The 25,623-nt window shown below is 62.5% G+C and carries 18 protein-coding genes; 10 read left to right on the top strand and 8 right to left on the bottom strand.

Features of this window, described 5'->3' with window-relative positions:
- Positions 1-51 precede the first annotated feature (51 nt).
- Positions 52-927: a succinate--CoA ligase subunit alpha gene (gene sucD / locus IAE41_RS03715; RefSeq protein WP_108760494.1), complete on the bottom strand. Its 876-nt coding sequence runs from the start codon at positions 925-927 to the stop codon at positions 52-54.
- Positions 928-948: 21 nt separating this feature from the next.
- Positions 949-2,118, bottom strand: a complete 1,170-nt coding sequence (sucC, locus tag IAE41_RS03710) for an ADP-forming succinate--CoA ligase subunit beta (RefSeq protein ID WP_079222939.1) — start codon at positions 2,116-2,118, stop codon at positions 949-951.
- A 434-nt stretch (positions 2,119-2,552) separates the two neighbouring features.
- Here sucC and IAE41_RS03705 point away from each other — a divergent pair, with 434 nt between their 5' ends.
- Together IAE41_RS03705 and IAE41_RS03700 are read left to right on the top strand one after the other, a co-directional pair.
- Complete coding sequence (locus IAE41_RS03705) at positions 2,553-4,166, top strand: ATP-binding protein (RefSeq protein ID WP_200732142.1); 1,614 nt, start codon at positions 2,553-2,555, stop codon at positions 4,164-4,166.
- A gap of 55 nt (positions 4,167-4,221) precedes the next feature.
- Complete coding sequence (locus IAE41_RS03700; protein WP_200732141.1) at positions 4,222-5,595, top strand: sigma-54 dependent transcriptional regulator; 1,374 nt, start codon at positions 4,222-4,224, stop codon at positions 5,593-5,595.
- 122 nt (positions 5,596-5,717) lie between these two features.
- Here the strand turns inward: IAE41_RS03700 and pilB are convergent, their stop codons facing one another.
- Positions 5,718-7,448 carry a type IV-A pilus assembly ATPase PilB gene (gene pilB, locus IAE41_RS03695; RefSeq protein WP_079222942.1) on the bottom strand — a complete coding sequence of 577 codons (1,731 nt, stop codon included), beginning with the start codon at positions 7,446-7,448 and terminating at the stop codon, positions 5,718-5,720.
- Positions 7,449-7,722: 274 nt separating this feature from the next.
- On the opposite strand from pilB, the gene IAE41_RS03690 reads away from it, so the two are divergent.
- The 4 genes from IAE41_RS03690 (at position 7,723) to IAE41_RS03675 (ending at position 11,951) form a co-directional block, all read left to right on the top strand.
- Entirely contained in the window at positions 7,723-8,589 is an 867-nt protein-coding gene (locus tag IAE41_RS03690; RefSeq protein ID WP_200732140.1) for a glycosyltransferase family 2 protein, read from the top strand.
- A gap of 98 nt (positions 8,590-8,687) precedes the next feature.
- Positions 8,688-9,827 (top strand): glycosyltransferase, encoded by a 1,140-nt coding sequence (locus IAE41_RS03685; RefSeq protein WP_325166976.1) that lies wholly within the window; start codon positions 8,688-8,690, stop codon positions 9,825-9,827.
- A 119-nt stretch (positions 9,828-9,946) separates the two neighbouring features.
- The gene (locus IAE41_RS03680; protein WP_200732138.1) at positions 9,947-10,978 is read left to right on the top strand and encodes a glycosyltransferase family 4 protein; all 1,032 of its coding nucleotides are present in this window, start codon (positions 9,947-9,949) and stop codon (positions 10,976-10,978) included.
- 94 nt (positions 10,979-11,072) lie between these two features.
- Entirely contained in the window at positions 11,073-11,951 is an 879-nt protein-coding gene (locus IAE41_RS03675; RefSeq protein ID WP_200732137.1) for a glycosyltransferase family 2 protein, read from the top strand.
- Here the strand turns inward: IAE41_RS03675 and IAE41_RS03670 are convergent.
- The 4 genes from IAE41_RS03670 to IAE41_RS03655 form a co-directional block, all read right to left on the bottom strand.
- Positions 11,932-13,152, bottom strand: a complete 1,221-nt coding sequence (locus tag IAE41_RS03670) for an oligosaccharide flippase family protein (protein WP_200732136.1) — start codon at positions 13,150-13,152, stop codon at positions 11,932-11,934. The genes IAE41_RS03675 and IAE41_RS03670 overlap by 20 nt on opposite strands.
- An 84-nt stretch (positions 13,153-13,236) precedes the next feature.
- A complete protein-coding gene (locus IAE41_RS03665) occupies positions 13,237-13,653 on the bottom strand; it encodes a pilin (protein WP_200732135.1) in 417 nt (138 codons plus the stop codon).
- A gap of 3 nt (positions 13,654-13,656) precedes the next feature.
- On the bottom strand, positions 13,657-15,651 hold the full coding sequence (locus IAE41_RS03660) for a hypothetical protein (RefSeq protein WP_200732134.1): 1,995 nt from the start codon (positions 15,649-15,651) through the stop codon (positions 13,657-13,659).
- A gap of 14 nt (positions 15,652-15,665) precedes the next feature.
- Complete coding sequence (locus IAE41_RS03655) at positions 15,666-16,103, bottom strand: pilin (protein ID WP_200732133.1); 438 nt, start codon at positions 16,101-16,103, stop codon at positions 15,666-15,668.
- A 356-nt stretch (positions 16,104-16,459) separates the two neighbouring features.
- Here IAE41_RS03655 and IAE41_RS03650 point away from each other — a divergent pair, with 356 nt between their 5' ends.
- From IAE41_RS03650 to coaE, 3 genes are read left to right on the top strand one after another with little or no spacing between them, the layout of a single operon-like run.
- Positions 16,460-17,716, top strand: a complete 1,257-nt coding sequence (locus tag IAE41_RS03650; protein ID WP_200732132.1) for a type II secretion system F family protein — start codon at positions 16,460-16,462, stop codon at positions 17,714-17,716.
- A gap of 6 nt (positions 17,717-17,722) precedes the next feature.
- Positions 17,723-18,586: an A24 family peptidase gene (locus tag IAE41_RS03645; RefSeq protein WP_200732131.1), complete on the top strand. Its 864-nt coding sequence runs from the start codon at positions 17,723-17,725 to the stop codon at positions 18,584-18,586.
- A 10-nt stretch (positions 18,587-18,596) separates the two neighbouring features.
- Positions 18,597-19,208, top strand: coding sequence for a dephospho-CoA kinase (coaE, locus tag IAE41_RS03640; protein WP_200732130.1), 612 nt, complete (start codon positions 18,597-18,599; stop codon positions 19,206-19,208).
- Between the two features lie 401 nt (positions 19,209-19,609).
- On the opposite strand, the gene IAE41_RS22700 is transcribed toward coaE, so the two are convergent.
- A complete protein-coding gene (locus IAE41_RS22700) occupies positions 19,610-24,121 on the bottom strand; it encodes an RHS repeat protein (protein ID WP_200732129.1) in 4,512 nt (1,503 codons plus the stop codon).
- A 358-nt stretch (positions 24,122-24,479) separates the two neighbouring features.
- Between IAE41_RS22700 and IAE41_RS03630 the strand changes: the two genes are divergently transcribed.
- Entirely contained in the window at positions 24,480-25,532 is a 1,053-nt protein-coding gene (locus tag IAE41_RS03630; protein WP_325166975.1) for an AI-2E family transporter, read from the top strand.
- Positions 25,533-25,623: the final 91 nt, after the last annotated feature.

The following is a 25,623-nucleotide window of genomic DNA, read 5'->3' as shown; positions in this document are numbered from 1 at the left end:
AAAGAAGGCCCGCACGGATGCGGGCCTTCAATCAACACATGGGCGGGTCGCTTACTTGACCAGCTTGGCGATGGCAGCGCCCAGGTCGCCCGGCGAGCGGACGGTGACAACACCGGCAGCTTCCATTGCGGCGAACTTGCCTTCTGCAGTGCCCTTGCCGCCCGAGGCGATCGCACCGGCGTGGCCCATGCGCTTGCCGGCCGGAGCCGACGCACCGGCGATGAAACCGACGACCGGCTTCTTCACGTGGTTCTTGATGTACTCGGCACCGGCTTCTTCAGCGTCGCCGCCGATTTCGCCGACCATGATGATGCCTTCGGTCTGCGGGTCTTCGTTGAACAGCTTCAGGCAGTCGACGAAGTTCAGGCCGTTGATCGGGTCACCACCGATGCCGATGCAGGTGGACTGGCCCAGGCCGACTTCGGTGGTCTGCTTGACCGCTTCATAGGTCAGGGTGCCCGACCGCGACACGATGCCGATCTTGCCCGGCTTGTGGATGTGGCCCGGCATGATGCCGATCTTGCACTCACCCGGGGTGATGACGCCCGGGCAGTTCGGCCCGATCAGCACGGTGTCCGGGTGGGCACGGGTCAGCACGTTCTTGACGCGCAGCATGTCCAGCACCGGGATGCCTTCGGTGATGCAGACGATGACCGAGATGCCGGCAGCAGCGGCTTCCAGGATCGCATCAGCCGCGTACGGCGGCGGCACGTAGATGACCGAAGCGTTGGCGCCGGTGCTCTGCACGGCGTCGGCAACGGTGTTGAAGACCGGCAGGTCGATATGGGTGGTGCCACCCTTGCCCGGGGTCACGCCGCCGACGACCTGGGTGCCGTACTCGATCATCTGAGTGGCGTGGAAGGTGCCCTGCTGGCCGGTGAAGCCCTGCACGATCACCTTGGTGTTCTTGTTGATCAAAACAGACATTGGAATTCCTTGGTGTCGGTATCAGGCGGCGTTCTTGACAGCTTCAACGATCTTCTTGGCGCCATCGTTGATGTTGTCAGCCGGGATGATGGCCATGCCGCTGTCACGCAGCAGCTGCTTGCCTTCTTCCACGTTGGTGCCTTCCAGGCGCACCACGACCGGAACCTTGACGCCCACTTCCTTCACGGCGGCAATGATGCCTTCGGCAATCATGTCGCAGCGGACGATGCCGCCGAAGATGTTGACGAAGATGCCTTCGACCTTGTCCGAGGACAGGATCAGCTTGAAGGCTTCGATGACGCGCTGCTTGTTCGCACCGCCGCCCACGTCCAGGAAGTTCGCCGGCTCGCCGCCGTTGAGCTTGATGACGTCCATGGTGGCCATGGCCAGGCCGGCGCCGTTCACCATGCAGCCGATGTTGCCGTCCATGGTGACGTAGTTGATGTCCAGTTCCGAAGCGATCACTTCAGTCGGATCTTCCTGGGTCTTGTCGCGCATGGCGACCAGGGCCTTCTGGCGGAACGCGGCGTTGTCGTCGCTGTCGAACTTGCCGTCCAGCGCGTACAGGTTGCCGTCGTCCAGGATGGCCAGCGGGTTGATTTCAACCAGGGCCAGGTCCTTTTCGTTGAACAGGCGGTACAGGTTCACCATGATGCTGGCGAACTGGCCGGCCTGCTTGGCGGTCAGGCCCAGCTTGAAGCCGAAATCACGGCCGTGGTAACCCTGCACGCCTTCGACGAAGTCGACGTTCAGCGAGTGGATCAGCTCCGGGGTTTCAGCGGCGACCTGCTCGATCTCCACGCCGCCTTCCGAAGAGGCGATGTAGGTGATGGTCTTGGTGCCACGGTCAACCAGCACCGACAGGTACAGTTCCTTGACGATCTCGCCGGCGGTGGTCACCAGCACCAGGTTGACCGGCAGTTCGACGCCTGCGGTCTGGTAGGTGGCCATCTTGGTGCCGAGCATCTTGGCCGCAGCGGCCTTCACGTCGTCAGTGGTCTTGCAGAACTTGACGCCGCCAGCCTTGCCGCGGCCGCCAGCGTGGATCTGCGCCTTGACCATCCAGGGGCCCTGGCCCAGGGAGTTGGCAGCTTCGACTGCTTCGTCCGGGGTCGCCGCGACCTTGCCGGCCGGGACCGGGATGCCGTACTCGGCAAGCAGCTGTTTTGACTGGTATTCGTGGAAATTCATGCGTCACCGTGGGAATAGGAACGACCGCACGCAATTCCTCAGGGGCCCCGGCGGGGCGCCGGCATGGACCGCGGCGGGCCCACTATTGTGGCCGAGCCAGCGCCGGGGCGCAAAGAACCCGGGACGAACGGCCAGACCCGGCCAGATTTCCACGTTCATTCAGGCAGTTGCGCCGCCCCGGGGGCGGCCCGCCCGGGCCCGGTGTGGGCCGATTGCGCAGGAAACCGCTTCCACCGGCCTATACTTGGGCCGTAGAGTCGAGCTTGCTCGACTGATGCTTGGAGCAGTCGAGCAAGCTCGACTCTACAGAGAACGACAGTCGAGCAAGCTCGACTCTACCCCGCCGCGGGTCCGACGATCGGGGGAACGTCGGGTACGCTGCAGCACCAACGCCGTCACAACCAGATCCAGGCAGCCAGAAGGGGAGTTCCGGCGTGTCACCCAGCGCTTCATTGATCGACCGCATCGAATCGATTCCCCGGCGCGAGCTGTACTTCTTCGCGCTGTACCGCGTGCTGATCGCTTCGGTCATCGCCGCGCTGCTGTACAGCCCGCTGTCCATGCTCGTCGGCGAAGCGCACCACCCCCGCCTGGCCTACCTGGTCGGGGCCACCTACCTGGTCCTGTCCCTGCTGCTCCTGCTGGTCGGCCGCAGCGAGCGTTGGCTGCTGCCGATCGTGGTCACCGGCGTGCTGCTGGACATCGTCGCGGCCAGCCTGCTGGCCCACGCCCTGCCCGGTGCCAGCGCCGGCATCTCCATGTCGCTGCTGTTCAACATCGCCGCGGCGGCCACCCTGCTGCCCCTCAGCTGGGGCCTGGCGCTGGCCCTGGCCGCCAGCGCCGCCACCGCCGCCGAGTACCTGTGGAAGGTGGTGGAGGGCGGCGACCCCACCCGTACCCTGGCCGAACTGGCCATGTTCGCCACCAGCTACCTGGCCCTGGCCTTCATCAGTTACCAGGTGGGCAGCCGCGCCCGCCGCAACCAGCAGCTGGCCAACCAGCGCGGCGATGAAGTGGCCAACCTGTTCCAGATCAACGAGCTGATCATCCGCCGCATGCGCACCGGGGTGATCGTCGTCGATGGCGACAACCGGATCACCCTGGCCAATGAGGCCGCCTCCCTGCTGCTGGGTGACAACGACGGCGTGGGCGAGACCGGCCAGCTGGACCTGGCCAGCATCGCGCCCGAACTCGCCCGGCGCCTGAACCGCTGGCGCAACGGCTGGACCCAGGACGAACTGCCGCTGCAGCTCAACCCGGACCAGCCCGAGGTGCAGCCGCGCTTTGCCCGCCTGCTGGCCGGCAGCGAGCTGGCCCTGGTCTTCCTGGACGACTCCAGCGTGGTCTCGCGCCGCGCCGAATCGCTCACCCTTTCGGCGATGGGCCGTTTCTCGGCCAGCCTGGCGCACGAGATCCGCAACCCGCTGGCAGCCATCAACTACGCCGTGCAGCTGCTGGAGGAAGGCACCGGTTTCAATGAAAGCGACCGCCGCCTGCTGCAGATCATCCACCAGCAGTGCCAGCGCACCAACGGCATCGTGGAAAGCGTGCTGGGCCTGGCCCGGCGCGAGCGCGCCACCCCCGAGAACGTCGACCTGGCCGCCTTCGTGCGCCGCTTCGTGCTGGAGTACAAGCAGGGCCAGACCCTGGAAACGGACAGCATCGAGCCGATCATCAACGACACCTCGGTCCCGGCCCTGGTCGATACCCGCCACCTGTACCAGGTGCTGACCGTGCTGGTGCACAACGCGCTGAAGTACGGCCGCGTGGGCGAGCAGCCGGCGCGCGTGCGCCTGCGCGTGGCCCAGCACGAACGCAGCGCGGTGATCGATGTGATGGACCGTGGTCCCGGCATTCCCGAGGCCGTGGCCGCGCAGCTGTTCCGCCCGTTCTTCACCACCTCCGAACACGGCACCGGCCTGGGCCTGTACATCGCCCGCGAGCTGTGCCGCGCCAACCAGGCACGGCTGGACTACATCCCCGTGCCGGCGGGTGGTTCCTGTTTCCGCCTGGTCCTGCCCGGCCCGCATGCATTGATTCCGCAGTGATCCGCCGCGTCAAACATTTGTCGCTTCCAGCACCCGTCGTTTATCTTCCCTGCCCATGAACGAAACCCGCAGCGCCCTCGTCGTCGACGATGAACGCGACATCCGCGAACTGCTGGTGCTGACCCTTGGCCGCATGGGCCTGCGCATCAGCACCGCCGCCAACCTCGCCGAAGCCCGCGAACTGCTGGCCAGCAACCCCTACGACCTGTGCATCACCGACATGCGGCTGCCCGACGGCAACGGCATCGAACTGGTGAGCGAGATCGCCCACCACTACCCACGCACGCCGGTGGCGATGATCACCGCCTTCGGCAGCATGGACCTGGCCGTGGAAGCGCTGAAAGCCGGCGCCTTCGACTTCGTCAGCAAGCCGGTGGACATCAGCGTCCTGCGAGGCCTGGTCAAGCACGCCCTGGAACTCAACAACAGCGAGCGGCCGGCCGCGGCGGCGGCCACCGAACAGGCCGCGCGCCTGCTCGGCAGTTCGCCGGCGATGGACGTGCTGCGCACCACCATCGGCAAGGTTGCCCGCAGCCAGGCGCCGGTCTACATCCTGGGCGAATCCGGGGTGGGCAAGGAGCTGGTCGCGCGCACCATCCATGCGCAGGGCGCACGCGCCTCGGGCCCTTTCATTCCGGTCAACTGCGGCGCCATCCCCACCGAGCTGATGGAAAGCGAGTTCTTCGGCCACCGCAAGGGCAGCTTCACCGGTGCCCACGCCGACAAGCCCGGCCTGTTCCAGGCGGCACACGGCGGCACCCTGTTCCTGGATGAAGTGGCCGAGCTGCCCCTGCAGATGCAGGTCAAGCTGCTGCGCGCCATCCAGGAAAAATCGGTGCGTGCACTGGGTGCGGCCAACGAGGAACCGGTGGACGTGCGCATTCTTTCGGCCACCCACAAGGACCTGGCCGAACTGGTCGAGGACGGGCGCTTCCGCCATGACCTCTACTACCGCATCAACGTCATCGAACTGAAGGTGCCGCCGCTGCGCGAGCGCCGCCAGGACCTGCCGGATCTGGCCGGTTCGATCCTGGCCCGGCTGGCCCGCAGCCACGGCCGTGCCACTCCGCTGCTGGCGCCCTCGGCGCTGGACGCCCTGTCCCACTACGGCTTCCCGGGCAATGTGCGCGAACTGGAGAACATCCTCGAGCGCGCCCTGGCCCTGGCCGAGGAAGACCGTATCGGTGCCGATGACCTGCGCCTGCCGCAGCACGCCCCGCGCGCCGCCGGAGGCCCTGCCGCGCCCGAGGCCGTGGTCGACCTGCAGCCTGGCAGTGCCGCCCTGCCCTCCTACATCGAGCAGCTCGAGCGCAGCGCCATCCAGCGTGCGCTGGAAGAGAACCGCTGGAACAAGACGCGCACCGCCGCGCAGCTCGGCATCACCTTCCGGGCGCTGCGCTACAAGCTGAAGAAGCTGGGGATGGAGTAAGGCGGGCCATCCCCCGGTAGTGCCGGCCGCTGGCCGGCAACTTCACGCATGGTGTCATCCACGCATGGCGTGGATCTACTGTAGAGCCGAGCCCACGCTCGGCTGCTTCGGCTACAACCGCATCAATCCTTGGTGACGCGGTTGATCTCGGCCAGGCTGGTCACGCCCGCTGCGGCCTTCTTCAGCGCCGACTGGCGCAGGTCGTTCACCTTGATCGCCTGCGCTGCCTCTGCGATCTGCAAGGCATTGCCACCGGCCAGGATGATCGTCGAGATCTCATCGGTCATCGGCATCACCTGGTAGATACCGGTACGGCCCTTGTAGCCCTCGGTGCACTCATCGCAGCCCACCGCTTCGTACAGTTCGATGCCCGCATCCAGCTGCTCCTGGGTGAAGCCCTCGGCCAGCAGCGCGTGCGCCGGCAGGGTGGACGGACGCTTGCAGTTGCTGCACAGGCGGCGCGCCAGGCGCTGGGCGATCACCAGGGTGACCGAACTGGTGATGTTGTACGGCGCGATGCCCATGTTCATCAGGCGCGCGATGGTCTGCGGCGCATCGTTGGTATGCAGGGTGGACAGCACCATGTGGCCGGTCTGCGCGGCCTTGATCGCGATCTCGGCCGTTTCCAGGTCGCGGATTTCGCCGACCATGATGATGTCCGGATCCTGTCGCAGGAACGAGCGCAGCGCGGCGGCGAAGGTCATGCCGCGCTTGTTGTTCTGCTGCACCTGGTTGACGCCGGGCAGGCGGATTTCCACCGGATCTTCGGCGGTGGAGATGTTGCGGGTCTCGTCGTTGAGGATGCCCAGCGCGGTATACAGCGACACCGTCTTGCCCGAACCGGTCGGGCCGGTTACCAGGACCATGCCGTAGGGCTTGTGGATCGCCTCCAGGAACAGCTTCTGCTGCTCCGGCTCGTAACCCAGCTTGTCGATGCCCAGCTTGGCCGCGCTGCCATCCAGGATACGCAGCACCACCTTTTCGCCGAACAGGGTCGGCAGCGTGCTCACGCGGAAGTCGATCTGCTTGGTCTTGGACAGGTTCAGCTTGATGCGTCCGTCCTGCGGCACGCGCTTCTCGGCGATGTCCAGCTGCGCCATCACCTTCAGGCGCGCGGCGATGCGCTGGTTCAACTTCACCGGCGCGCGCGCGACCATCTTCAGCAGGCCGTCGATGCGCAGGCGCACGCGGTAGTCGTCTTCATAGGGTTCGAAGTGGATGTCCGAAGCGCCCTTGCGGATCGCATCGACCAGCACCTTGTTGACGAACTTGACCACCGGGGTGTCGTCGCCCTTGGCGTCGATGCCACTGTCGCTGCTGCCAGCGAGATCCTCGTCGCCACCGCTGACGTCGAGGTTGGCCATGCCCTCGTCATCGCCACCGAGCGCGTCGGACATGGTGTCATGCTTGGCCTGCCACTGCTCCAGCGTGCGGCGGATCTGGTCCTCGTCGATGAGGATCGGCTCGACCACCAGGTTGGTGTGGAACTTGATCTCATCCAGCGAATGGGTCGGGTTGCTGGTGCCGACGAACAGGCGGCCACCGCGTTTGAACAGCGGCAGTACGTTGTGCTTGCGCAGCAGCTCCTCGCTGACCAGCGCAATGGCGTTCTGGCTGCTGTCGAACGTGGACACATCGAAGAGCGGCATGCCGAATTCGACCGAATTGGCGGCGGCCAGCTGCGCGGCGCCCACGACCTTGTTCTGCGCGAACCAGGTCGGGAGGGGCAGGCGTGCGGCGGTAGCCTTGGCCATCGCATCGCGGGCAGCAGCTTCATCCAGCGCGCCATCCTGGACCAGGCGGCGCGCCAGGCCGGTGATGCCGACGAGATTGGCGGTGGTTACGGCGTTCATTGAAATCCTTGGCTCGTGGGGCGGGCAATGCCGTGGCTCGTGCACGAGGCCACGTCACGGGGTCCCAGGACATGCCACGGCCACTGACCGCCCTCCTGCGTCCAGCCTGGCAGGCACAATCCTGACTCCCCGGGTGATGATAGCTCTCCCGGTGCCCGGCCAACACAGCAGCGGTGAACATCCCCCTTTCGGGGCCTGCGGACTGGAACGGCCAGCACCCCATTCAGGCATCGCGGCGGAGTAACATTACGGCGGGGAAAAACGGGGAAACACCTTGAACCAGCTCAGTATCATCCTGCCGGCAAAGAACGAAGCCGAGGGGCTCCAGCGCACGCTTCCGGCACTTCGCCAGCACTACCCTCACGCGGAGATCATCGTTGTTGATGATGGCTCCACCGACGCCACCGCGGCCATCGCCCGCGAACACGGCGTCAAGGTGCTTTCCAGCCCCTACTCGATGGGCAACGGCGCATCGATCAAGCGCGGTGCTCGCGAGGCCACCGGCGAGATCCTGGTGTTCATGGATGCCGACGGGCAGCATCATCCGGCCCACATCCAGGCCCTGCTGGACAAGCTGGCTGAAGGCTATGACATGGTCGTGGGTGCCCGTGACAGCAGCGGCCAGGCAAACGTCCACCGCGGCCTCGCCAACCGGTTCTACAACTGGCTGGCCAGCCACATGACCGGGTTCGAAGTGAAGGACCTGACCTCGGGGTTCCGTGCGGTGCGCGCAGGACGCTTCCGCGAGTTCCTGCACCTGCTGCCGAACGGGTTCAGCTATCCCACCACCAGCACCATGGCCTTCTTCCGCAGCGCATACCCGGTGGCCTACGTGCCGATCCCGGTGGCCAAGCGGGTGGGCAACGGCAGCCACATCCGTCCCATCAAGGACGGCATCCGCTTCCTCCTGATCATCTTCAAGATCGCCACCCTGTACTCGCCGCTGAAGCTGTTCGCGCCGGTGGCAGTGGCGTTCTTCCTGGTGGGCCTGGGCTACTACGGCTATACCTTCGCGACCATGCACCGCTTCACCAACATGAGCACGCTGCTGTTCAGTGCATCGGTGATCATTTTCCTGATAGGGCTGGTTTCCGAGCAGATCACCGGCTTGACCTATCTCGCCACGCGCAGCAGGGACTGATCGCCATGCGGCAAGTCCCACGGCCCGGCGCCAAGCCACATCTATTGGTGCTGGCTTCAACGTACCCCCGCTGGGCAGGCGACCACGAACCAGGCTTCGTGCATACACTCAACCGCGGCATGCTTCCGTGGTTTCGCATTACCGTGCTGTGTCCCCATGCGCCAGGGGCCAAGCACGTCGAAAATCTTGAAGGGGTGAACGTGGTGCGGTATCGCTACGCACCGAGTTACCTTGAGCGGCTGGTGAACTTCGGCGGCATTTCCAGCAACCTGAAACATCATCCGTGGATGCATCTGCTGCTGCCGGGCTTCATGCTTTCACAGTTGATTTATACGGCGTATCTGTCATGCAGGCTTCGCCCCGCCGCACTCCACGCCCACTGGATCATTCCCCAGGCATGGATCGCTGCGGTGTGCTCGCGCCTGCTCAGACTCAAGACCCCGATACTGGTAACGTCGCACGGCGCCGATCTTTTTACACTAAAGGGTAGAACCGCCACCCGCTTGAAACGTTGGGCACTTCGCCGCACCGCAGGCTGGACCGTAGTCAGCGCCGCAATGCGTCCACGCCTGGCCGAGCTTGGCCCTGAGGCTTCCAGTATCGAGGTCCGGCCGATGGGGATCGATCTGACAGCCCGCTTCACGCCAGATGACTCGATTGCGCGCTCGCCCAACGAACTGCTGTTTGTCGGCAGGATCGTGGAAAAGAAGGGCCTGATCTACCTCATCCAAGCGCTTGCGACGGTCCGACAACAGCATCCGGATGTACACCTGACCATCGCGGGATTTGGTCCCGAGCAGGACGGCTGCGAAGAGGAGGCAGGAAGACTCGGCTTGGCATCGGTGATCACGTTCATTGGCGCACAGGACCAGGCCACGCTGCCTGGGCTTTATCGAAGGTGTACCGCGCTGGTCGCGCCCTTCATCGAAGCCGGCAACGGGGATCAGGAGGGACTGGGATTGGTCATGGTCGAGGCGATCGGCTGCGGCTGCCCCGTCATCACCACGCGCCTGCCCGCGATTCTCGAGCTTCAGGATGGGCAATGGCCACCCTATATAGCCGATCCCGCAGATGCGCATTCCCTCGCGGAACAGATCATGCGCGTGCTGAGTGCTCCTTCCAAAGCCAGCGAATGGGCCCGCGAGCTGAGGCCATCACTGGTTGCGCGCTTTGACCATCAAGCTGTTTCACATGCCTATGCGCGCAAATTGGCACAGCTCGCAGGCCTGGACTTCTAAGGTACGCCCTCCATGCCGCAAACGATTTCGACTGCAGGCGCTCGCCAACGCCCCCAATCGCTCATGCCCTCCGAACTGGTTTCGCGTGGCCCATGGCCCTCCATGGGCGGGGATCATTGATGATGGGACCGCAATACCAACCATCTGTGTGGTTTCCCGCCATCCGGACCGGCACGGGTAGTGACACGTTTACGAAGGTCCTGTGCGGGGCTTTGGTCGAACGTGGTTTCCGGGCAGAAATCAGCTGGATTCCTCACTACGGGGAGTTCCTGCCCTGGCTGGTGAAGCGGCCCGTGGCTCCCGCCTGGGCAAACATTGCTCATGTGAACAGCTGGTTGCCCCAGCGGTTCCTGCCCACCTCGATTCCTGTCGTCAGCACAGTACATCACTGCGTCCACGATCCGGCCCTGCGTGCAGACAAGGGCCTGGCCAGGGCGTTGTATCACCGATATTGGATACGATCTGTCGAGCAGGCCAATCTGCGCGTCGCCCGTCTGCGCCTTGCGGTCAGCGACTACACGTCCAGAAGCACAACCCGGCACCTGGGCATCGACAATCTCCAGACAATCTACAATGGCATCGACGCAAGGGTCTTCAGTCCGGGCGATGCGACACCGTCTGTCCGGCTACCGCATCGCGTCCTGGTCGTCGGGACCTGGTCGTATAGAAAGGGGTCCGACCTGCTGGCTCCAATCATGACCGCGCTTGGCCCCGACTATCAGCTGCGGCATACACAACACCGCGATACTGCTGCGAAATGGGGACTGAAGGGCAACACCCATGCGCTTGGCCACATTGATCAGGCGACACTGGTCGACGAGCTGAGGCATGCAGATGTGCTGCTGATGCCCAGCAGGCTTGAAGGGTTCGGCCTTGCGGCGGTGGAAGCAATGGCCTGCGGTACGCCCGTTGTTGCGACGCGAGGCACGTCCCTTACTGAAATCATTACCCATGGGCAGAACGGACTGCTCTGCGAGCCGAATGATGTCTCCGGTTTTGCAGCAGCGATTCGCAACCTCTGCACTGACCAGGCAATGAGTAGACGCATAAGCCAGGCAGCCATGTCGACTGCACGCGATCACTTTGACATCGACCGCTGCGTAGCAGAGCACATAGAAGCGTACCGCACACTTTTGGATGGGCAGGCATGAAAGACTGCTGCATCTGGGAACATAAGGCGGCGGACTTTACCACCTTCGCGCAGCCGCGGCTCAGCAAAGAGGCGAACATGATCGCGCGACGAGCATGAACCCGACAATCGCCATCGTTCTCCACTTCCGAAACGCGGCCCGGACCCATCGCTGTATCGCATCATTGAGCGCCGCGGGTGTCGAGCGCGTCACCATTGTTGACAACTCAGCCGATGAAGGCGCTTCACTTTGTGAGCTGAAAGAAGTGCTCACTCGTGAAGAGGCCGGCGTCGTGAGCTATCTTGAGCCCGGCATCAATCTTGGTTTTGCTGGCGGCGTGAACCTCGCCCTGGCCGAAACCGCGCGTCCTTGCCAGGAAAACGTACTCCTGCTCAATTCGGATGCAGTCATTTCCGGGGAGGCCATCAACTCGCTGGAAGAAGCTTTGCACCAGGGAGCCGTCCTGGCCGCTCCGATGATCATGGAAGGCGGTTCTCTCAAGTCGCCAGCCTGCTTCTATCATGGCTTGCTGGGCCTAATCACCCGACGTCCCATCCCATTCTCACGCACCTACCTTACCGGCGCATGCCTGATGGTGCACGGGGACTTTGTGCAAACGCCGCTCTTTGATCCTTCCTTCTTTTTCTTTGGCGAGGACGTGCTGCTTTCTCATCGTGTACTTCAGCTGCGGCACGCTACCGCCGTCACTACTGGAGAGCCCATCAGGCACGAAGGCTCGGGCAGTTCGGTCAAGGGCTCAGTCTTCTATGAGTACCATATCAATCGCGCACATCTCCTCCTTGCCGCACGCCTGTACGAAGACCAGCCACTATTGAAGGCACTCGCCTTTGCTTGCCGCATCTTCATCCTGCCCGTCCGAGCAATGTGGCGTTCATTGAAACTGAACTCCGCCTCCCCACTCGTCGGAATGGCGCTGGCATGCTCCGATATTGTACGCCGCAGGATCCGGCCTCTTACGCCGCCACGGGCTTGACACGTTGACGGCGAAGCACCATGAGCCATCCAGCAATCGCCATAGAGTATTCGCACGCTGCAGTCGCCAGATACATGGCATTGGCAATTTTCAGCTGACTCAGGACGGCAGCGGCTACTACGAGCAACCCGATCCCCGCCAACTCCACGCCAGCACGCATCCAGGGCTGATCCTGCGTCATCAATAAATTGGATGCAACTACGCGCAGGCACATCGCGGGAAGAACCCAGGCGAAGATCGAGAGTCCCGCCATCAGGCCGGCGAAGGTCGGGCCAAACAAGACCTCAAGTGCCGGACCCGCAATACTGAGTACCACGCCAGCGAGCGCACCGTACCCTGCCACCAGGGCAACCACGACCAGCCGATTCCCTCGGATGGCCGCATCGCCTCGATACAGGTACGGTATCAACGCCAACATCAGCGCCGTGACTGGCATTACAGCTGCAGCAGCAACCCGTGTTGTGGCTGAGTAGATTCCTGCATCGGCAGGATCCATGAAGCGAGCAGCAAGCGCCTTGTCGATTTCCCCTGGCGCAATCGCCGTTGCCGAAAGGAGAGCATAACCACTGTTTTCCCCCAGCTTGCTTCGCGGTATGAGACCCCACCGCCACGGCTGCTTTTCAAGCGATGGCAACGCGAGAACTGCAACCAACAAGGCAACGAGAGAAGACGCCACGTACCCCACCAGGAACCAGTGCAGCTCTGCGCCACTGCCCCAGACACTTAGAACAGCGACCCATATCGCGCGGAGCAGCATCGGCAGAATCATCAGCACCTGGGAGAGCGCAGCTCGCCCCCGTGCGTGATGGGGCACCGACAGCACCTGCAGAAGTGGCTGAACAATGACGTCAGCAAGGCCTATGGCGATGATCACTTCCACAGGGGGAGATATCAAAAGCAGAGCTACGCCAACAAACACACATGCCATCACCGCACTGCCGACAAGCGTAGTGCATACCGTCTTCTGCAACTGGCCAGCCGCTTCATCGCGGGACAAATCGCGCAGCAGAGTGAGGTGGGTACCCAGTGTTGCGAATCCGATTGCAATCGCACCTATCGCAGCCGACCCTGCAAACATTCCAAACTGGTCTGCACCGAGCATCCGCGCCAGCAACACCAGCGATGCCGCCTGGATGAGAACTCTGCAGCCGAGCACCACTGTTGTTTTCAGCGTCGAACTCACGAAGCGTCCCGCCATCATGAGCCGCTCCTTTCCCAGTACCTGACCAATCTAGAGAGGACTTGCATCAAACAAGCAGCACCGGTGGACCCGCCGAAACGGAAGTTAGCGGCAGGACGACGGAACGTAGCGGCCATCCAGTCCACTGCAGGACCAGTTCACCGCGCCATTCGTATCGTGCGCGGTCAGGACCAGACTTTGACCTGCGATCTTTGAGCTGGCCGAAGACGCAAACACGACCGAAATCGAACCGGTACTGTCCACTGTGACCGAGCGCACGTATTTGCCCCGCAGGGATGCCGGTGCTGCCATCCCTGCGGCCAGATTGTCTGCCGGGAACTGGCCGTGGTCAGAGTAGTAGGTTGCGATCGCTTCTTTGGCGCTCGATGACAAGGAAAGACCTTCTGCGACCTGGCCACGAGCCACGTAGTCGAGGTACGCCGGCGTCGCGATGGCCGCCAGGATGGCAATGATCGCAACGACGATCATCAGTTCGATCAAGGTAAAGCCGCGCTGCTTCATGTTCTAGTCCCCTTTTGCCTTTGTCTGCTGCTGCTCCGCCAGCCAATGCTCCAGGTGCTTGATGTCCGGATCATACGCATGGCGACTATTGGCCGCCGTGAGGATCCCCATCCCCTTGCGGCCTTCCTCCAAGCCAAGCAAGTTGGATGCCAACCCCATCCGCAGCAGCCATAGCTGCGCGCCCGTGTCGCCGGGGGAAATACGGACCGCCTCCCGCAGGAGCTCCATGGCCAGCGGGTAGTCCTTCATTGCGTTGAACGCATAGTTGGCAAAGACGAGCCTGACCCGCGACGAATTGGGATTTGCGACCGTGGCTGCCGTCAGCAGGTCCAGCAGCACCCGCTCATCCACGGGGCGACAGCCCCCTTGCACACGACAGGCGACCACTGCCTCGAGTGCACCCAACTCCTGCGGCCCCAGCGCCCGCCGGGATATCTTGCGTTCAAGCGACGCCCATACATGGGGCGACTGCGTGCGCCCTTGATACGAGTGGAGGATGATCAGCGCCTGCTCAGGCAGTGGAGATCCCCCAGGGAGCGCTGCGGCATGCTCGAATTCCTTCTCCGCCAATCCCCAGGCAGGAGATGCAGGGTCGTCCGGATTGGATGCCAGCAAGGCGCGCCCGAGTTCATAGCCCGCCCGTGAAGAATCGGGATTCCGGTTGGACAACGTCAGCGCCAAGCGCGTCGGGTCAGCCCAGGTCTGGACCTGCACCCATCCCATCCCAGCCACGAAGACCAGCAGCACCGACACAACCGTCACTGCGACGCCGCGCGTGCATCGCGCCATCAGCGCACGCAGGGGCTGCACCCATGCCAGGGCAATACCAGCAAGCGCCAGATAGTTGCGGTGCTCGAAGGCCAACTCCAGGGGCACGACATTGCTGGTCAGTACATGGCTCACAAAGAACCAGGCGATACCCAGCGCGGTCAGCGGCCAGCGCTTCCGCACGGCCCAGCCGAAAGCCGCCAATACCACCAGCAACAGCATCGGCACCATGAAAGCAGGTGCCAGCCAGGAGGTCGGCACAATTGCGTTGTCATAGTAGAACTTCAGCGACTCCGGCCAAGGCAGGACGATCTGCTGAAGGTAACCGAGCAGGACGCCTGGTTGCGAGAGGAGTCGACCCGCCAGACTGAAGTCGCGCGTCGCATAACTCTCCGGCGCCAACTTTGCGGGAAGGACAAAGGCGAAGAACGACGTCGCGGCTGCCAGAGTGCCCACTGCATAAAGGGCGATCAGCGCACGCGCGCGCGTTCCATCCGCGTTTCGGAAGCCGAGGACGAATACCTCCAGCACCAGCGCGTAGGCAGGAATGAGAATCGCGGTTTCCTTGAAGCCCAGCCCCAGCACGGTGCCCAGCACGACACCGCACCACCACAGGACTGCGTTTCTTGAACGCGGCGTGCTGCTGCGTGCATGGAGGTAGCAGATCAGTGCGATGAGCACGCCTGTCGCCGCCCCCAGCTCCATGCGCTGCACGACGTAAAGCACAGTTGACGCCTGCAGCGGATGCACCATCCACGCCAGCGCCACGGCGAGCGCCATCAGGCGTACCTTCGCCACCGGAGCGGACAGTACCCGCCGCATCAACGCTGACGCGAACGCGAACACCAGCAGCGAGTTCAGCAGGTGCACGGCCAGGCCCGTGGCCTTCATGGGCCACGTTGCCAGACCGGTGAAATAGTAGTTGAGACCGAAGCTGAGGAGCGCAAGCGGACGGCCCGCATTCCCCGTGATTCCTTCGGTCATGGCCATCTTGAGGGACCCGGCGTCCAATGAAGCAAGTCGCCAGTCCTCATCGTCTACAAGATTGGGAAAATCATCGAAGATGAAACCGCCTTTCAGGCCATTCCAATAGACAACCATTCCCACAAGCAACAGCAGCAGCAACGCTCCGAAGCGCAGAATCCGCTGGGCAGGCACACTTTGCATCGGATGGAACTCCCCTTCCAGATAAGAGAAAGGGCCGCAAGCGGCCCTTTCCCAGTACAGCAATGTCCTCTGCGCAATTAGCGGCAGGAAGACGGGCGGTACTTGGCGTCGATGGTGGTAGCAGCAGTCTTGCAGTCCCAGGTGATCGAGCCGCCGGCATCAGTCGGGACCAGCACGAAGTCTTTGGTCGCGACCTTGGAACTCACCGAACCCGTGCCCTTCATCTTCGCGGTGATGGCACCAGCAGTACCGACGGTCACGCTGGCGACGTACTTGCCATTGATCGAAGCAGCCGGAGCGAGGCCTGCCAGAGCGTTGGTGGTCGGGAAAGAACCCTTGTCAGCGTAGTACTCGGTAACTGCGGTCTTGGCGCCCGAGCTGAGGGTCATCGCTTCGGAGACCTGCGAGCGAGCGACATAGTCCTGGTAAGCCGGCAGAGCGATGGCGGCCAGGATCGCGATGATCGCGACGACGATCATCAGTTCGATGAGGGTGAAGCCCTTCTGGTTCTTCATTGTGTACATCCCCAAGATTGGTGGTGGTTGAGTTCAGTGCGCCTGAACGGTCCGGCTCCGGGCCGGCTGAGCGGTTCCTGCGCCCTGCGGGTGGATCAACGCAGGTTGCGTGCCAACCCCGGCACGCCCCCCCCTGGATTCCCCGGCGCCAATAATGGCAGCAAATTGTTGTATGTGAAGCCCCCCGACCAGGAAATGCGACGAATCAGCCAATGTGACGCAATGCGTCACCTTTGGCCGGAACCCGGCACGATTCCGCAATTTGCCCCCCGCACAGCCTGCCCAGAAGGCCATGAACCGGCTAACATCGGAGCCAATGATGCCCGCCTGGGGATGGCGGGCCTTGGGGAGCCAACATGTCTGTCAGTCGCAGTGCGATAAAGAAAGAGCCCGTGGCGCGTAGCACCATGGAACTTCAGCCGTTTGTCTGGGAGGGGACCGACAAGCGTGGCGTGAAGATGAAAGGGGAGCAGCTGGCGAAGAACGCCAATCTGCTGCGGGCCGAACTGCGCCGCCAGGGCATCAACCCCGGACAGGTGAAGGTCAAGCCCAAGCCGATGTTCGGCGCCGCCGGCAAGGCGGTCAGCCCGAAGGACATCGCGTTCTTCAGCCGGCAGATGGCCACCATGATGAAGTCCGGCGTGCCGATCGTGTCGGCGCTGGAGATCATCGGCGGCGGCCACAAGAACCCGCGCATGAAGAAGATGGTGGATGGCATCCGCACGGATATCGAGGGCGGCTCCTCGCTCTACGAAGCCATCAGCAAGCATCCGGTGCAGTTCGACGAGCTCTACCGCAACCTTGTCAGGGCCGGTGAAGGCGCCGGCGTGCTGGAAACGGTGCTGGACACCGTCGCCAACTACAAGGAAAACATCGAGGCCCTGAAGGGCAAGATCAAGAAGGCGCTGTTCTATCCGGCCATGGTCATCGCCGTGGCACTGGCGGTCAGCTCCGTACTGCTGATCTGGGTCGTACCCCAGTTCGAGGACGTGTTCCGCGGCTTCGGCGCAGACCTGCCCGCCTTCACCCAGTTCATCGTGAACATGTCCCGGTTCATGGTTTCCTGGTGGTGGCTGATCCTGCTCGTGGTGATCGGCACCATCGTGGGGTTCGTGATGGCCTACAAGCGCTCTCCCAGAATGCAGCACACGCTGGATCGGCTGGTGCTGAAGGTGCCGGTGATCGGGCAGATCATGAACAACAGCGCGATCGCCCGCTTCGCCCGTACCACGGCGGTGACCTTCAAGGCCGGTGTTCCGCTGGTGGAGGCACTGGGCATCGTGGCCGGCGCCACCGGCAACAAGGTCTACGAGGAAGCCGTGCTGCGCATGCGCGACGACGTCTCCGTCGGCTACCCGGTCAACATGGCCATGAAGCAGCAGAACCTGTTCCCGCACATGGTCATCCAGATGACCGGCATCGGCGAGGAGGCGGGTGCGCTGGACACCATGCTGTTCAAGGTCGCCGAGTATTATGAGCAGGAGGTCAACAATGCCGTTGACGCACTGAGCAGCCTGCTGGAACCGATGATCATGATCTTCATCGGCGTGATCGTGGGCGGCCTTGTCATCGGTATGTACCTCCCAATCTTCAAACTTGCTTCCGTGGTCTAACCTTACATGGCATTTCTCGACCAGCATCCCGGCCTCGGCTACCCCGCCGCGGCCGCCCTGGGCCTGCTAATCGGCAGTTTCCTCAACGTGGTCATCCTGCGCCTGCCCAGGCGGATGATGTGGGAGTGGAAGCGCGAGGCGCGTGAGGTCCTGGAGCAGCCGGACATCTACGACCCGCCTCCACCCGGCATCGTGGTCGAGCCGTCGCACTGCCCGCACTGCAAGCACAAGCTGTCCTGGTACGAAAACATCCCGCTGTTCAGCTGGATCATCCAGGGCGGCAAGTGCCGCCACTGCAAGGCGCCCATTTCCATCCAGTACCCACTGGTGGAGGCGCTGACCGCAGTGTTGGTGCTGGCCTGCGTCTGGCAGTTCGGCTTCGGCTGGCAGGGCTTCGGCGCCATCGTGCTGAGCTGCTTCCTGATCGCCCTGTCGGGCATCGACCTGCGCACGCAGTACCTGCCGGACCAGATAACCCTGCCATTGATGTGGCTGGGCCTGGTCGGGAGCATGGACAACCTGTACATGCCAGCCAAGCCCGCCCTGATCGGTGCCGCTGCCGGCTTCCTCGTGCTGTGGGTCGTGGCCAAGGCTTACAAGCTGGTGACCAACCGCGACGGCATGGGCGGTGGCGATGCCAAGCTGCTCGCGGCACTGGGCGCCTGGTGCGGGCTGAAGGGCATCCTGCCCATCATCCTGCTGTCGTCCGTGCTGGGCGCCATCATCGGCTCGATCTGGCTGTACACCCGCGGCCGCGACAAGGCCACGCCGATCCCCTTCGGCCCCTATCTGGCGTTGGCTGGCTGGGTGTACTTCATGTGGGGCGAGCCGGTAGTGAACCAGTATCTGGTCATGAGCGGGCTGCGCTGACGCTGCCGTCATGAGCCGCTACGTGGTCGGCCTGACCGGCGGCATCGCCGCCGGCAAGAGCGAGGTGACCCGGCGCTTCGAGGCGCTGGGGATCGTGGTTGCCGACGCGGATCTGGCCGCGCGTGCGGTGGTCGCTGCCGGCAGCCCCGCGCTGGCCATGATCGCCGAGCGCTTCGGCGCCACCATGCTGCTGCCCGATGGCAGCCTGGACCGGGCCCGCCTGCGGGCCCATGTGTTCGCCGACCCCGCCGAACGGGTGGCCCTTGAGGCAATCACCCACCCGGCAATTCGCCGCCTGATGCAGCAGCAGTGCGAACAGGCAGCCAGCCCCTATGCGCTGGCCGCCATTCCCTTGCTGACCGAGGTTGGCGGCCGCCAGGCCTACCCTTGGCTGGACCGCATCCTGCTGGTTGATGCGCCCGAGGCCGTGCAGCACGCGCGGTTGATGCAGCGCGACGGCATCGATGCTGCACTGGCGGACCGGATGATTGCCGCCCAGGCCAGCCGCGCACAGCGCCAGGCTCTGGCCGATGACGTGGTGGTCAATGATGGCCACCCGGAAGACCTGCAGGCACAGGTGGAAGCCCTGCATACGCGGTATCTCGAACTGGCATCGCAGTAACGGGCTGTACCGCCTGCTCCAAGAAGAACGGCTGGGATCAGCCCTCATTTCCTGGATTTCTTCTTTTTGACTCCACGCTGGTGCCCGTCAAGCAACCCACGACGCATTGCGATATGCGCCAGGATTGCAGCTGCAGCGAAACACGAGAATGAATGTTCTAAACGGGCGCCGCATCGTTCATAACCCCCAGAAACCATCCCAGATAATGCGCCACCAAGATCTAGCCGTTCTGACCGCATCTGCTGGCCTCCTTGCAAGAGCTACGATAAGCCATACAGTGCTTACGCCGATAATGACCAAGCCAATCAACGTTATCAGAACCGGATTTATGTACCTATATAACCACCAACCAAGAAAAACGAGAATCATAAGGGCAGCATATCGAAGGAGCAATCCAATCTTCATAGCCCAATAGTCCCAATTTCCTGCAAAAATTCGCCAGGCTTCTGGACCGCTCCCCTCACTCGCTCCTCCATCACGTCAATCCAGTAAGCTTCACCTGGATCATCCGTCTCAGTTCCCCAGGGCAGCAAACCAGAGTACGTTTTCAATACGTCCGCCCTGGAATATCTACTAGTGTCCTCACAGGCGGCCTCCGCCCATTGCTGCTCAGCGCGAGCCCACGCCTTTTGACCACTCGCTACGTTCCAGACTCCAAGCCCAACACTTGCGGATCCAGGCGCGGAAGTGACTATCGCCATTTCCATCCCAAGACCTCCCGCGATCCGAAGTGTACCGGATGCGTACAAGCGCCCAGCATTAATAGCGTTTCCGATTGCGACGACTGTCTTGTGCACGTTCCTAAGCCCCGAGGGGTCAATGACACTGAGTGAGTCTCCGCCAACATAGCCATAGGTACTAATGCCACCTCGCAGTCCTATCGGATCGCTTTGAGAGTACCGCCCCACCGCCGGGTCATACTCCCGCTGGTAGTTGTAGAACATCCCGCTTGCATCCGTCGCCTGCTGCCCCGGGAAACGTAGCGCCAGTTCGAACGGCACACCATCCCCATCGGGATCATTGGCCGGCGCCTGATCGCCGAACACCTCGCTCTTGCTACTCCACTCCCAGATCGCAACATCCCGCACTGGGTCGATTACCACGCGCGGCGTGCCCAGATGATCCGGCTGAATGTAGGCGAGCTCGGGCACATCATTGCTTGGCAAACTGATCAACGCGACAGGATAGTTATCCAGCCAGATCGCCTGCTGCTGTCGCTGGCCCGTGGCCGAGTATTCGCCCAGCCACTGACCTGCCTCGTCATACAAGGTAATTTGTGCCTCACCACCGGACGGACTACGCATTACGCGTTCACCGCGGTGGTTGTAGACATAGCCCTCCAGCACACCACTCCCCCGCCTCACAGAGCTTATGCGGTTTGCGTCATTGTAGGTAAAGCGCTTTTCACCGATACTGGTCGTATTACCAGCCAAATCGTATTCGCGCGCCTCTCCACCCACCGCAATCAGATGGTGACTGTCGGCAGGATAGGTGTAATCCATGGTGCCGGCCGACGTGGTCAGTGAAGTTCGATTGCCTGTAGCGTCATAGCCGTAGGTCTCGATTGGAGTTCCGGTCGCACCGTCCTGGGTCTGAGTCAGGCGACCAAGCGCGTCGTACGCATATCGAGCCAGCGCCACCGAACCGGTGCCGTTCTTCAGCGATGTGATCGAGCCAACCGGATCGTAGCCGAAGCTCAGCGACAATCCGCCAGGCGCAGGGTCATGCACCGCCAGCTGGCGATAGTTCAGATCCAGAGGGCGCTGCAACTGGCGACCGTTACCGTAATTCCAACCAGTCACCGCACCGAAGGGCGCGTACGTCACGCCACTCACTACGATCTCGCGCGCTTGACCCGGCAAAGTCAGGCCAATCTCCTGGATGCGCCCCAGCGTGTCACGCGTGTAATCCGCCACGCTGCCGTCAGGATACGTCAGTGAGACGAGGCGACCCGCCTTGTTATAGCTATAGCGCACCGTACTGGAAACGCCCTGAATACTCTGCGTCTTACGGACGACCTGCCCGAATCGATCGTAACAGTACGCCGTATGCCCGCCGTCGTGCAGCACCTCCGACAGCCGTCCCTTCGCGAAACTCTCATCGATTGCACACTCTGAAGGTGCCACATCGTAGCGGTACCCCACATCCATATTCGGATCAGGGTAAGCCACCCCAACCAGCCGATTGGCTGCGTCGTAACTGTAGGTGGCAGTAATTCCACGAGCGTCCGTACGAGTCTTGTAATTGCCCGCACCATCGACCGTGAAGCCGGCAGGACCAGCATCTGGACTTACCTGCGCGATCAGATCGCCACGCCCGTTGTGGGCATAGGTGGTTCCCAATCCCTTCGGATCGGTGACCTGAGTCAACTGATCCAGAGCGTCATAGGCAAACAATGAAGATGCCGTTTCGCCACTACCATTCCCCATCCCGAACCGCACCAGACGTCCAAGACCATCGTAGTTGAAGGTCGTCATTCCGCCGTTCGCGTCAACTTCCGATGCGACCTGCTGATCGGCGTTGTAGATGAACCTCTTCTCGTTCATTTCCGAATCGATCAACGCCGTATTGCGCCCCAGCGGATCGAATACGCTCGACGTCGAATATGTAACTGCACCCTGAGCATCAAACCTCTGCTCCTGCACTCGATTTCCTGCCGAGTCCAATGTATATCTGATAACACCACCGTCACCCCCGGTAACGCTGACCAGTCGATCCGAGTCGTCATAGCCGAACTTGAGGCGAGCGCCATCGGGCTCGATCAACTCCTCCAGCAACCCATTTGGTCGATGAACCATCGTTGTCTTGCGGGTACTACCAGGGTCTTCCGCAAGGGCAGAAACCGAAATCAGCCAGCCTCGATCACTGTACTCATAGGCGGTGAGGCCGCCATCTGCGCCACGTACCAACAACGGGCGTCCGTCGGCACTGTACTTGATGAATTCGGAGACGAGGCCGACAGGATTGGTAATCCGCGCAACGTCACCGGATCGGAAGTTACACGCTCCACCAGCATCACAACCCGCATCGTCTGTTGTGTAGTGTTCAATTCGGGTGACGTCCAGAACGTCGTCCCGAGGGCCATCGATTGCCCGCAGCAGCCCAACATAGGGGCACCCTAGCTCGGGCTTGACCAGGTCGGACTCTTCACAGTAGGTGTAGGACGTCGCGCGACCAATGCCGTCGGCGCCACTCACTTCATGGCCTGCCAACTGCCATCTGCTGTTGTACCTCCAAGCCTCCTTTCTCACCAACTGATGGCTTCCGTCCAAGGTCGTCACCGACAGACGGAATGGCCTGTCGGGCGCCCATACCGTCTTGATCGTCCGTTTTTCTGCAGCCGGCCCTGTCGCGTTCTCCTCTCGGGCGACTTCATTCCCTGCTTCGTCATATTGGTATGTCTCGACAATTCCATTCCGAGTGCGCGACGCCACCAACGCCAGATCGTTGTAAGCGTAGGTGGAGATGTCACTCGCGCACCCGGCACACGCATCTTCATTCCTTGCAGTAAGCAGCTTGCCACGCCGCACGATGTAGTCCGTCGTGCTGAGCGAGCCCAGGCTTCCCGTCACAACGGCGCGCCCGTGATACTTCGCGTTGCTCGACGGCGAGAACTGAGCAGACTGGGTGTCACGCCCATCCGCGAGGGCAGTTTTGTATGCCACGCCACCAGCGTCGTACCAGGTCGTGGAGCGCCGCACCCCGCGCTCATCGATTTCACCCGTCAGGAGTCCACTTCGGTTCACCGCAAGTGAATACTCCGGCTCATCGTAGAGATATTTGAAATCCGTCCCATCCGGGTACACGACCCGCTTCAGGTACCCGTTGCCAAGATACTCGAATTGGATGAAGCCACCCCCTGGGAGAGTCAACCTTTCCAAGAGCCTCTCGGCGTCATACACAAACCCCAACGAGCGCCCTTGGTCATCGAAGGCGAATGCAATCCGGCCCTCATCGTCATATTCGAGATGGACAGACTTCCCATCAGCGTCTCGAATTTTCTCCAAGCGACCGCCGACACCGAAGAACTCTGCAGTACCATCGGCGGCTTGATATTCCCAGGATTCTTCGCCATACCGGAACAGGCGACCACCATCAGGAAGGTCAGCGTTCCAGCCTCCCGCAAGATCGCTGAACCTGATAACCCGGCCACTCGGACGAGTGATATAGACCGTCGTCTCAGAGCGCGGCGCCCGAGCCGCCGCCGCGCCAATCGATACCAGCGAACGCGTCGAATGAGTCAGCACCGCCGAGAAGTTCGTAGAACGACCTCGACCAAGCATGTTTCCAGCAGTACTGAACCCGTAAATGCCGCGCGAATTGTAGGTCCAAGCGAGGCGAAGAAGAGGGGCCGCACCCTGATACTCGACCCGGGATTCGTACTTGTTGCCGTTCCCCGAGTGAATCGGATCACCAAAGCATTGATGTTCACAATCCGGCGGACCCAGATTTGACGAAACATCGGGCTCATCAGCAACAACGTGGCAAACCTCAGCCTCCGTAACCAGCGAGGGCTCGCGCCACTCTCCGTCTGCACACATCCAGTGTCGACTGGAAGACGACGAGTACGGATGGGGACCACTCTGACCCGATCCATCACACTCGACCAGGTAGTAGCGGGCTGCCGCGATGGAATTCTTATAAGGAAAGGTAGGGACGCTCTCCGTAAAGTGCCAATCAACATATTCCCAATTACGGACTGTACCCGCGGCACAGGGGCGACCTACCGGGTTTCGCGTCCAGGCAGCGATGAACGATTCCTCAGGATCCTTGAACATGCCGCTGTGCCAATCCTGGCCACTGTACAAATTCTCTACTGTCCAACGATAGAGTGGCGCATAGCTATCCTGACCGCGGGCAGTGAAACTGACCATCGCGCCCAGTACCAGACCCAAAAACATGAGAAAGCGCACTCGAATTCCTTTTCGAATTTAATGAAATCAAGAATCAACCTGCGAAACAGCACCGTCACCAGCTGCGCAGCAAGAACCGCGGCAGGCGCCCAGCGCCCAGGGCACGGATCCCGCACGGCGGCACGTCCAGCCTTGCGCGCTTCGGAGACTATGCTGATCGCGCACGGTCAACAATCGGTAAAACCCCAAAAGGCGCCCACGCTCACATAATCAGTCGCAGCAGGTTTCGTGCTGACAATCGCCTTCCCGGCAAAGGCGATGCATACGCGACAACTGTAACCGGACAGACACACACCGTCTTCTCACGCCTCCCGCTATGGTCCTGCGCCTGTCATTGCGCCTGCCTGTGAGATCACCCGTGCCCACCGCCTCTCTCCGTTCCTATACCGCCCGCGTGGTGGTGACGCTGGCGCTGGTCGCCCTCGGCCTGCTGCTGTGGCAACTGTCGCAACTGGTGCTGCTGATCTTCGGCGCCGTGGTCGTGGCCGCGCTGCTGCGGACGATCGTCGGCGCGGTGCTTCGTTACACGCCGCTGTCGGAAGGGTGGGCACTGGGCCTGACCGTGCTGCTGCTGATGGCGCTGTTTGCGCTGGCGATGTGGCTGTTCGGGTCGCAGCTGAGTGCGCAGATGGCCACCCTGCGGCAGACGCTGCCGGCCGCATGGGAGAACTTCCAGACGTGGCTGGCGGACAGCCCTATCGGGCCCACGGTCCATGAGCTGACCCAGAACGCACAATCGAGCGTATCCACGATGGCGGCCCGCGCCGGGTCACTGGCGATGTCGGCCACCGGCGGCGTGGCGGACCTGTTCCTGGTGCTGATCGGCGGCATCTATCTGGCCGCACAACCGGCGCTGTACCGCACGGGCCTGCTGAAGCTGCTGCCGACGCGGCAGCGTCCGGCCGTGGACGATGCACTCCACGCCAGCGGCAATGCACTGAAGGCCTGGCTGGGCGGCCAGCTCCTGGCCATGGCGGTCGTCGGCCTGCTGACCGGGCTGGGCCTGTGGGCACTGGGCGTGCCGGTCGCCTTCGGGCTGGGCATCATCACTGCGCTGCTGGATTTCGTACCGATCGTCGGCCCCATCCTCGCGGCGGTTCCGGCCATCCTGCTGGCCTTCACCGTCAGCCCGGAGATTGCCCTGGCCACGGTGGCACTGTTCGTGGTGGTGCAGCAGATGGAGGGACATCTGCTGCAGCCGCTTATCCAGCAGCGTGCGGTTGACCTTCCCCCTGCCCTGCTGCTGTTCTCCCTGTTCGGCATCGGCTCGCTGCTGGGCCCGGCCGGCGTGCTGCTGGCGGCGCCGCTGACCGTTGTGCTGTATGTGCTGGTCAAGCGGCTCTATGTCGTCGAAGCCCTCGGCACAGCAACGCCGATTCCAGGCGAGCCCACGGCCACGAAGGCCCGGTAGATCCACGCCATGCGTGGATGGCCCAGTAGATCCACGCCATGCGTGGATGGCCCAGTAGATCCACGCCATGCGTGGATGAGAGCATCGGCAG

It is taken from the genome of Stenotrophomonas sp. S39, from assembly GCF_016624665.1.
Classification (GTDB): Bacteria; Pseudomonadota; Gammaproteobacteria; order Xanthomonadales; family Xanthomonadaceae; genus Stenotrophomonas.
This window is presented reverse-complemented; position numbering and strand designations above follow the sequence as displayed.